At 41.1% G+C, this 10,171-nt stretch carries 9 protein-coding genes; 4 read left to right on the top strand and 5 right to left on the bottom strand.

The genetic code is table 11. The features are described from left to right. Positions 1-213: 213 nt before the first annotated feature. The gene (locus ACTTJ8_RS00560) at positions 214-1,494 is read right to left on the bottom strand and encodes an integron integrase (protein WP_442720030.1); all 1,281 of its coding nucleotides are present in this window, start codon (positions 1,492-1,494) and stop codon (positions 214-216) included. A 189-nt stretch (positions 1,495-1,683) separates the two neighbouring features. On the opposite strand from ACTTJ8_RS00560, the gene ACTTJ8_RS00555 reads away from it, so the two are divergent. Further along, positions 1,684-3,348 carry a formate--tetrahydrofolate ligase gene (locus ACTTJ8_RS00555; protein WP_442720029.1) on the top strand — a complete coding sequence of 555 codons (1,665 nt, stop codon included), beginning with the start codon at positions 1,684-1,686 and terminating at the stop codon, positions 3,346-3,348. Positions 3,349-3,367: 19 nt separating this feature from the next. Continuing rightward, positions 3,368-4,699, top strand: a complete 1,332-nt coding sequence (gene brnQ, locus ACTTJ8_RS00550) for a branched-chain amino acid transport system II carrier protein (RefSeq protein WP_442720028.1) — start codon at positions 3,368-3,370, stop codon at positions 4,697-4,699. Between the two features lie 124 nt (positions 4,700-4,823). Here brnQ and recO read toward each other — a convergent pair whose 3' ends face one another. The 3 genes from recO to ACTTJ8_RS00535 all read right to left on the bottom strand — a co-directional run bounded on the left by recO (position 4,824) and on the right by ACTTJ8_RS00535 (position 7,656). Next, complete coding sequence (gene recO, locus ACTTJ8_RS00545; protein ID WP_442720027.1) at positions 4,824-5,615, bottom strand: DNA repair protein RecO; 792 nt, start codon at positions 5,613-5,615, stop codon at positions 4,824-4,826. A 68-nt stretch (positions 5,616-5,683) separates the two neighbouring features. Beyond that, positions 5,684-7,105 (bottom strand): asparagine--tRNA ligase, encoded by a 1,422-nt coding sequence (asnS, locus tag ACTTJ8_RS00540; RefSeq protein ID WP_442720026.1) that lies wholly within the window; start codon positions 7,103-7,105, stop codon positions 5,684-5,686. A 20-nt stretch (positions 7,106-7,125) separates the two neighbouring features. Beyond that, complete coding sequence (locus ACTTJ8_RS00535; protein WP_442719447.1) at positions 7,126-7,656, bottom strand: adenine phosphoribosyltransferase; 531 nt, start codon at positions 7,654-7,656, stop codon at positions 7,126-7,128. Between the two features lie 187 nt (positions 7,657-7,843). Between ACTTJ8_RS00535 and ACTTJ8_RS00530 the strand changes: the two genes are divergently transcribed. Further along, positions 7,844-8,047, top strand: coding sequence for a type II toxin-antitoxin system VapB family antitoxin (locus ACTTJ8_RS00530; RefSeq protein WP_442719448.1), 204 nt, complete (start codon positions 7,844-7,846; stop codon positions 8,045-8,047). Further along, entirely contained in the window at positions 8,044-8,445 is a 402-nt protein-coding gene (gene vapC, locus ACTTJ8_RS00525) for a type II toxin-antitoxin system VapC family toxin (RefSeq protein WP_442719449.1), read from the top strand. The genes ACTTJ8_RS00530 and vapC overlap by 4 nt, the downstream gene beginning before the upstream one ends. 895 nt (positions 8,446-9,340) lie before the next feature. On the opposite strand, the gene efp is transcribed toward vapC, so the two are convergent. Continuing rightward, positions 9,341-9,904, bottom strand: a complete 564-nt coding sequence (efp, locus tag ACTTJ8_RS00520) for an elongation factor P (protein WP_442719450.1) — start codon at positions 9,902-9,904, stop codon at positions 9,341-9,343. Positions 9,905-10,171 lie beyond the last annotated feature (267 nt).

Raw genomic sequence — 10,171 nt, 5'->3', positions numbered from 1 at the left:
GATTTTCTCATACCCCAGCTCAAATGTTGACGGCATTGCCGTCAATCAATCTAACTTACTTTCGACCTTTCCTCATTATATCACGCAAACTACGCATTTTCAATCTAAACTATCGCGGATTAAACCAATAACATCTTTCTACCATAATGTCACCCGGAACACATCATCAACAGCCAGATTAGGCCTATCTTCACTAAATAGGATAAAGACAAATCACATTCGGTCGATAGGGCTTTGAACGCCGAGACCGCCGCGGTTGAGGACGTGGGTGTAAACCATAGTGGTTGAAACATCGCTGTGACCGAGAAGTTCTTGGATGGTGCGGATATCGTAACCGGATTCCAGTAGATGCGTTGCAAATGAGTGGCGGAACGTGTGGCAGCCGATTGGCTTCGGAATACCCGACCGTAAAACAGCTTCGTGCAGGGTGCGTTGAATAACCGAAGGATCAATATGATGCCGTCCCTGCTCACCGGTTTCTTTATTTTGCCATCGGCGTGCTTGGGGAAACACCCACTGCCATGCCCACGTTTTACCGGCATTAGGATATTTTTTTGCAAGGGCAGACGGCAGCGGCACCGAACCGAAGCCGTCTTTGCAATCTTCCTCATAGATGCGGCGGACATTTTCCAAATGTTTTTGTAGCGGAAATTTCAAAGATACCGGCAGCATAGTTTTACGGTCTTTTGCTCCTTTTCCGCAGTGTACCGTAATTTCATTTTTATCAAAATCAATATCCTGTACCCGTAACCGCAAGCCTTCCATCAACCTCATTCCCGTTCCATAAAGTAAGCGAATAAAAAGACCGTAGTCGTTTTCAGGCAACAGAGAGAATATCTTTGCCGTTTCCTCACGGCTCAGTACAGCAGGCAGCTTCTTAGACTTTTTGGCACGGATGATATTTTCAGGACTTTGTATCGTTAATCCTAATATGTTTTTATAGAGAAACAAAAGAGCCGCAAGAGCTTGATTTTGACTTGAAGCAGCAACCTTTTCTTTTGTTGCAAGACGGCTTACAAAGGAATTTATCTCCACATCGGAAAATGCTTTAAGATTTTTATCCTTATGTTCACGGATAAAACGGCTTATCCAATAGCTGTATGCTTCCCGTGTACGTTTGCTGTAGTGTTTTGCAGTAATCACTGCATCCAACTTTCTTAAAATATCTTGAATATCCGGTGCAGTAGGCGTATTACTTTCCTCAACCATTGCGGTATTCAAAACTATAGCATTATGAGGATAGCTATCAGCACTTTCACAATTTTTCTCGATAAAATCGGAATCTACACGGCAAAATCCTTCACTATAAATAGTATTTAATAAAATATCACAAGAATTACGGTCGGCAGGAATAGTCCAAAAGCATTGAGCCGGAATCCAAGCTCTGTTGGGTACTTTTTTTATCGCGTGCAAGATTTTAGAAAAATCTTCTCTACCTGCTTTAAAACGTACTGATAGCGTTTCGTTCTCATAAGGTTGAATTTCAATAAACATAGCTTCTCCTTTGTCATATCTCATTATCGTATAAACAGAGCAACCAAGCAGCAGGTTTCCAATGTAACTGCTATAGCATCTTAAAGCAATCTCTCTAATATATATCCTTATTGCAGTTACTGCTATCACTTCATCTGCACAAATACCCTTGCTTGTCCTTTTTGAAGCATTATAGTACACTCACTCCCTATGAAAACTGATATTGAGATTAGCCGTGAAACGCAGCTTGAGCCTATTCAAGCTATTGCATCAAAGCTGAATATAGATTCCTCTTCCGTTATACCATATGGTTTTTACACAGCGAAAATTCCATACACAACCATTGATGATTCCTGTGTGCAAAAGCATAAGTTGATTCTTGTAACCTCTATGACACCGACAAAGGCAGGTATTGGAAAAACAACGGTTTCCATCGGTCTTGCTCTTGGTATGCAAAAAATAGGGAAAAATGCGGTGCTTGCACTACGGGAACCCTCTCTTGGTCCCTGCTTTGGTATGAAAGGAGGAGCCGCAGGCGGCGGATATGCACAGGTTTTGCCAATGGAAGAGATAAACCTCCACTTTACGGGTGATTTCCATGCCATCACATCTGCCCATAATATGATCAGCGCCCTTGTCGATAATTATGTATTTAGAAACCGTAATACCCCGCAAGGTTTAAAAAAAGTTATTTGGAAGCGAGTTCTTGATGTAAATGACCGTGCGCTCCGTTCCATTATTACCGGTCTTGGGGATGGCAATGGTATACCTGCAGAATCCGGTTTTGATATTACTGCCGCGTCTGAAATTATGGCGATTTTATGTCTTGCCTCTGATCTCAACGATTTACGCCGCCGTATCAATAAAATCATTGTCGGCTACCGTATGGACGACACCCCTTTTACTGTTAAAGACCTTGGAGTCGGTGGTGCAATTACAGTACTGCTGAAAGATGCCTTGAATCCCAACCTGGTACAAACAACTGAACACACCCCAGCCTTTGTACATGGAGGCCCCTTTGCAAATATCGCTCACGGCTGCAACTCGGTGGTTGCAACTAAAACAGCCCTGACGTATGGTGATTATGTTATTACCGAAGCAGGATTTGGGGCAGATCTTGGCGCTGAAAAATTCCTCAACATTAAATGCCGTAAAGCAGACCTTACCCCTGCATTAACCGTCCTAGTTATTACCACACGCGGACTAAAACTACACGGCGGTGTTCCGGAAAAGGATGCAGCAGATCCAAATACAGAAGCGCTCATGCGCGGACTTTCCAACATGGAAAAACACCGGGACAATTTACAGCAATTCGGGCAAACCGTTCTTGTCGTACTCAATCGGCATACCGATGACAAAGACGAAGAAGTAGAAATGCTCCGAACGTATTGCAATGATAGAGCGATACCTTTTGCGGTTGATACCGCTTTTGCCGAAGGAGGAGCGGGCGCTGCCGATTTTGCACGAACAGCTGTGCACCTCATTGAAAGCAAACCTTCAAAGCCGCTGGTATATACTTATCAAGATACCGATGATATAAAAACAAAAATTAAGAAAATTTGTACACAGGTGTATGGTGCCGCCGATGTGAACTATCACACCGATGCAGAGAAGATGCTCAGCCGTATAAAAACGTGGGGTATTGACACATACCCGATATGTATTGCAAAAACACAGTATTCGTTTTCTGATGACCCCAAAAAACTTGGCGTTCCTGAGCAGTTTAGTATGACTGTCCGCGAAATTATCGTAAACAACGGAGCAGAAATGATTGTTGCGGTTATGGGTGATATGATGAGGATGCCTGGATTACCCAAAGAACCGCGCGCGCTCCAGATTGACCTTGTAAACGGTTATATCGACGGATTAGCATAATTTTATAGCAGAGGTATCTATGAAGAAAGGATTGAGAGATTGTATCATCGTCGGCTTTGCCTTATTTGCGATGTTCTTTGGAGCAGGAAACCTGATATTCCCTCCCTTACTCGGTTTTATGACCGGAGATAAATGGTTCATTACCTTTATTGCGTTTTCTATCACCGGTATTTGTATGCCGATTTTGGGTATTTTTGCAGTTGGTAAGGCAGGCGGTGACGTACAGCAATTCGCAGGTAAAGTACATCCTATTTTTGCGAACATATTCGGTACGGTTATTATGCTAGGCATCGGTCCGCTCTTAGCTATCCCGCGAACAGCCGCAACGACCTATGAGATAGGAATACTTCCATTTAATGCCTCAATTAGCCCGATGGTAAGCTCTATTGTCTTTTTTGTTATCGTGCTTATTTTTTCCATTAAGCCGTCAAAAGTTATCGGTTTAATCGGTAAATATTTAACACCGATTCTCATTATTGTGCTTGCAGCCATTGTCATCCGTGCCTTTATTGCTCCGCTCGGTCCGCTTGCTCCTCAAGCCCCCCAAAACTTCTTTTTAACAGGATTTTTAGAGGGCTACCAAACGATGGATGCACTTGCCGCTATGCTTTTTGCAACGATCATCGTTAAGAGTATTAAAGAACTCGGCTACTCTAAGCGAAAATCACTCTTGAAGCTCAATTTATCAGCAGGAATCATTGCTGGAGTAGGATTGTTACTCGTATATGGAGGTTTATTACATGCAGGGGCTTCTGCTTCAACGGTATTTCCGAAGGATATAAGCCGTACGGAGCTGCTGATTAATATTTGCTCACAGCTATGGGGACAAACAGGAAAGATCATCCTCTCGCTGTCTATTGCTTTTGCCTGTCTTACCACTGCAATCGGTCTAACTGCAACGGCAGGAGAGTTCTTCAAAAAGCTCTTTCATAATAAAGTTTCGTATGAAACAATAGTGATTATCGTCTCCGTATTCAGCTGCTGGCTTGCCAATTATGGAGTAGAAAACATTATCCGCTATTCCGTACCGCTTCTTGAAGCACTGTATCCTGTTTGTATCTTACTTATCGTTATGAACTTGCTGGATGATTATATCCCGAATCGGTATTACTATGTCGGCGGAACAGTAGGCACCTTGATTGTGAGCTGCTTACAGGCATTTGCCTCAACTGAAGGTATTATCAATGATTTTCTCGGATTATTCGGTGCACAAACGGTTTCGTTTGCTGGGCTTGCAGCCTCATTGCAAAAACTGCCGCTTTCCAGTATCGGTGTTGCATGGTTAATTCCGGCAATTATTGGAGCATTCCTTTTCGGCTTAGTAGGAAAAAATAAAGCCGGTAAAAGGTAAAAAAGCCGCATACATTTAAAATACTATCCGGACTGTCTTTGCAGCCGGATAGTATTTTTACAAGAAAGACTTTTTCGCTGGGTGCTCCAAGCACAACCAGTACACTCGTTAACCTATCCGTTACTCACACGTACCCAACCTGAAACGTTTTTAATTTACTTCCGATCATCTTTTCCGTTAGAAAAAAGAGAAAGCGTTTAAGCTCTCCATACGCAGCAGGACTTAATGGCAAATGTCGTGAATATCCCGGCGGTTTTTCTGTTACAGCATGAAGATACCCCAATGCTTCAACTGAAAGCGGAAAAGTATAGGCATCAGCACTGCGGCATATCTCGCAAAAACAGGCATCTTCTGTAGAACTATATATGCTACGATTTGCTTGTTCAGCTATACCCTTGGTATCAACGCCAGTGGTGAACCGTGTAATGGGTAATTTGCACCCGCACATATTGCAATGGAATATATCAGGAGCAATGCCGGCAGTCCAGATGAGCCTCCATAAAAACCGCAGTAAACCCCGTTCACAGCCTGCATCATCAGAAACACACAGACCATCCAAAAAAGCATTTGCTAACTGCCAGTCTACGGTGCCGCAGGTTTTAAGCGTAACTTCACTGCAGACAGCGGCACACCAGCTGCGTACTAAACTTTCGCGCAGCTCCATCCGGTATGCAGTAACTGAAAAATCAGTAATTTTATGAGAGTTTTTTATAGGATTGGAGTAAAGCCATATTCTGCCGGTTTGATATGGGGTAACCATACCTTTCAGCTTACTGCGCGCACCGCCAAAGAGTGTTGCAGGCTGAATAACAGACCCATGCTCTTGCGGCACTAACAGCATTACCGTGCGGTGATCATCACTAAACGGCAAAACCGACAGCACAAGCGCTTCGGCATTCCATGCACGGCTGCTCATACTATCGGTTTTTTATTATGCAATGCAAGTATATTCAAAACAGATATATTCAACGTCACGCTATAGCGCTAAAATTCTGCCGACTTTGGCGTACGCGGATACGGAATAACATCACGGATATTTGCCATACCAGTAACATACAATAGCAGCCGTTCAAACCCAAGACCAAATCCAGAATGAGGCACTGTTCCATAACGGCGTAAATCAAGGTACCACCAGTAATTCTTCATATCCAGTCCTAATTCGGTCATTCTTTTTTCGAGTGCCGCAAGGTTATCTTCCCGCTCTGAACCGCCGATAATTTCACCCAAACCAGGTACTAATACATCCATTGCGCGGACTGTTTTACCGTCAGCATTTTGCTTCATATAAAACGCTTTAATCTCTTTTGGATAATCAGTAACAATGACCGGACCTTTGAATACCTCTTCCGTTAAATATTTTTCATGCTCACTCTGAAGATCACATCCCCAGTAGGGTTTAAACTCAAATGCATCGCTGCGCTTCTCCAGTTCTTTAACTGCCTCAGTGTACGTAATACGGGTAAATGGTGTTTGCACCACATGTTCCAGCATTTCGATTAAGCCGGGTTTAATCTGAGCATTGAAAAATTCAAGATCAGCACGGCAATGGGTCAAAGCCCATTTCAGCAGATAGACAACAAAGGATTCTGCCAATTCCATATTATCTTCAAGCTCAAAAAAAGACATTTCCGGCTCTATCATCCAAAACTCTGAAAGGTGCCGAGTTGTATTTGAGTTTTCTGCACGGAAAGTCGGTCCAAACGTATACACGCGCGAAAGAGCGGTTGCATAGGTTTCTATTTCAAGCTGACCTGAAACCGTTAGATAGGCTGCTTTATCAAAAAAGTCTTGTTTATAGTCAAGGGTATAGGTTGCAGGATCCATCTTATCCCGCAAAGCCTTCCGCACCATTTCCTGCATATCGAGCGTAGTAACCTGAAACATTTCACCGGCTCCTTCGCAGTCGGAAGCAGTAATGAGCGGTGTATGTACATACTGAAACCCCCGCTCTTGAAAGAAATTATGCACGGCAAACGCCATCTGATTCCGCATACGGGCAACAGCACCAAAGGTATTTGTCCGGGCACGGAGATGCGCGATTTCACGTAAAAATTCAAAACTATGCCGCTTTTTTTGCAAAGGATATGTCTCAGCCGATGCCTCACCATAAACAGTGATTGTTTTTGCAGCAACCTCTAGAGCCTGTCCCGACCCTGGAGAAGCGATAAGCGTACCCACAGCCCTAACAGAAGCGCCGGTTGTAATTTTAGACAAGGCTTTCTCTGTTTCTTCATCAATACCTTTATCCCGATCAAAAGTCAACTGAATGGAAGCAAGACAGGAACCATCGTTCACTTGCATAAAGATCAGATTTTTTGTTTCCCGCTTGGTACGAACCCAACCGCATACCGTAACTTCCTGATCTTCCGGTTTTTGAGAGAGAATATCTTTTATTAATGTTATCATTTTATCATAAATTCCTTTCTTTATTCACTATCGTATGAGATTAATGTTTTAACCGGTAAATCTCCAATCAAACGGTCATAGTTTAAAAACGGCAGCCCAATAATACCGCAAAAACCGGCTACTTCCGCACCGCCTTGCTTTAGTATTTTCCGAGCAGCATTCAGCGTACCTCCGGTAGCGATAAGATCATCAAGCAACAATATCCGATGACCTTTCTGAATATCAGAAGCGTGTACTTCAATGGTTGCCTGCCCATATTCCAGATCATAAGAACAAGAATATGTCTTACCCGGCAATTTCCCCTTTTTTCTGATAAGAATTAGCGGAATACCCAGCCGGTCTGCAAAAGGAGCCGCAAAAATAAACCCACGCGACTCGATAGCTGCAACCGCATCTATCTTTTCATTCTTGTATAGACCGGTAAGCTTATCAAGACAATAGTGAAACGCCTCAGGATGTATCAGAAGCCCTGTAATATCATAAAATAAAATCCCTTTTGTAGGAAAATCCGGGATTTTACGGATAGCGCCATCTATCAAAGTATCTTTCATAGGATTATTGTAACTGATACGGCACGGGCTAGTCAAGGTAAAGACCATCAACATACCTCTGGCACAGCTTGTGAGTACTACTTAATGTTTTATATTGTGCACTGTATGTATGATTATTGCCCAATCTTTCTTTTATATTTGACAAAACACGATATGTGTATTAATATGTGTATAATGAGGTGTATATATGAGAACAAATATCGTATTAAATGATGCGCTTGTAGCAGAAGCTTTTAAATATTCTGTGAATATTCATACAAAACGCGAATTAGTTGAAGTAGCCCTACAAGAATATATTCAAACTCGAAAAATAAAGGACATAAGAGAGCTGAAAGGTAAAATCTCTTTTGATGAGCAGTATGATTATAAAGAAATGCGGGGAGAAAGATGATTTTAGTTGATACATCTGTCCTTATGAGCTTCTTAAAAGATCAAAAAAACCAAACAACTGCACAATTTGACTATATACTCGATAAAAAAATACCCTACGGCATTACTACCTTTATCTATCAGGAAATTCTGCAAAGAGCAAAAACAGATAAAGAATATCGCCTATTAAAAGAATATTTTGAAACAATTTTGCTCTATCATTTAAAATATGGGAAAGCATCCTATGAGCAAGCAGCACTGCTCAATATTCGGTGTAAACAAAAAGGAATTATCATTAGAAGCACAATAAAGTTACTCATAGCAGAAACAGCAATAGAAAATAATCTCTACTTACTGCATAATGACAACGATTTTATAAATATAGCGGCGGTAATAAAAGAATTAAAACTATATAAATAAATAGCACCTTCTCACTTTTTCATCAATGTTTCACGTGAAACATTGATGAAAATCTACCATATCCTTTAGATTAGAAAAGATAATAACAAAACAATAATCAACAGCCTCCACGCGACATATGAAATACCCCCAAACAGCTTGTGAGCACTACTCAATGTTTCGCACTATATGAGCGATTCAGCACGGATAGTATCGCAATCAAATATACATCCTGAATACATTTGGTTACTTCGAGTTTTTCTGACAAAGAACGCATCGTTGAGCAACCGTACATTCTTGTACAACTGTTCAACGGTGCTACAGACGGCGGTGGTTTCATACAGTAGCGAGTTCAGGTATTAGTCTAAACTTGTACCTCAGACGAAACAGGAATGGTTAGTTTTTGGCAATGTGGTTATAGTCAGCTTTAATACCTATTATTACAGCTTAAGAAGCGCCAAGTATGCAATCCTCTACACAAATCAAGAAAAGAAAAGGACATAAGAGAGCTATCATTTCCTTATCAAAATTCTTTTGAATCAGACTATCTATCCTTATTCTTCAAATAGCACTTATATTGCTCAATATCAAAATGAGTAAGCTTTAAGCATGCTGCAAATACAGCAGCAGCATCCAAAAAGCAAACTATTGGGATAAAATTCAGAATAAAAGCAATAGGCGAAAGCAATATGGTCATAGCTCTTTATCAGTGAAAAGACTTTATCAAAGTAAAATGTTTCACGTGAAACATTCACGAAGTATTTATAATAGTTTTTTATTGCCTTGATACTTGTACTAGGTCTATTAATTACAGCACAAAATAGTAAAACATACATCAATATGTATACAGAACAGCTATTTAACAAATAAAAAAGCCCTTCAATCGCTTGAAGGGCTTTTTACAACGCAGTATTACTTAGGAATTAACACGTTCTTGATATTCATTTGATTCGGTATTTACCAAAATCTTTTCGCCCTGCTTAATAAAGAGAGGAACCCGTACTACCAATCCGGTTTCTGTTGTAATCGGCTTCGTAGCTCCCGAAACCGTATCACCTTTAACATAGTTTTCACTTTCAGCAACTTCAAAAACCATTTTTGCAGGAATCTTTACATCAATAGGATTACCTTCCCAAATAAGAATTTCATATTCATCTCCTTCCCGCAGATAGTATTTTTTATCATTTACAATGTCAGAAGGAACTGATATTTGGTCATAACTTTCGGTATCCATAAAAAGATAGTTTTCACCATCTTCATATTGATACTGCCCTTTATGGGTATCGACCACAGCGTCTTCGACCGTATCAGCTGTTTTAATGGTCTGGGTTAAAACAGCGCCGTCTTTTAAGTTCTTCATCTTAACGCGGGCAAACGCAGCTCCTTTTCCCGGATTTACAAATTCCCGTTCCACTACCAAATAGGGACTACCCTTGTGTAATAATACTGTACCTTTTGCAATATCGCCGCCTCTAATCATACTTCACCTCATAAAAATTTTGGTATTTTAAACTCTGTAAGATACCTTGAATTAGTTGTAAAATCAAAAGATAGTATACATAAGATACCTATTTTGACATACCGAATGCAAAATACTATCAGTTTTTTTTATCTTATACAAGAAGTCTATTTTTTAAGCTACAGTTTGCCTATAATTATTAACATTCGCTTGACCTGCATTTGTGCCTTTGCCGACGCATAGCGGCGGCAAAGTTGGCGCGAAAGTTGCGGTGCCGTATAGGTTCTT

The sequence above is a fragment of the Treponema sp. genome (genome assembly GCF_052169735.1).
Classification (GTDB): domain Bacteria; phylum Spirochaetota; class Spirochaetia; order Treponematales; family Treponemataceae; genus Treponema.
This window is presented reverse-complemented; position numbering and strand designations above follow the sequence as displayed.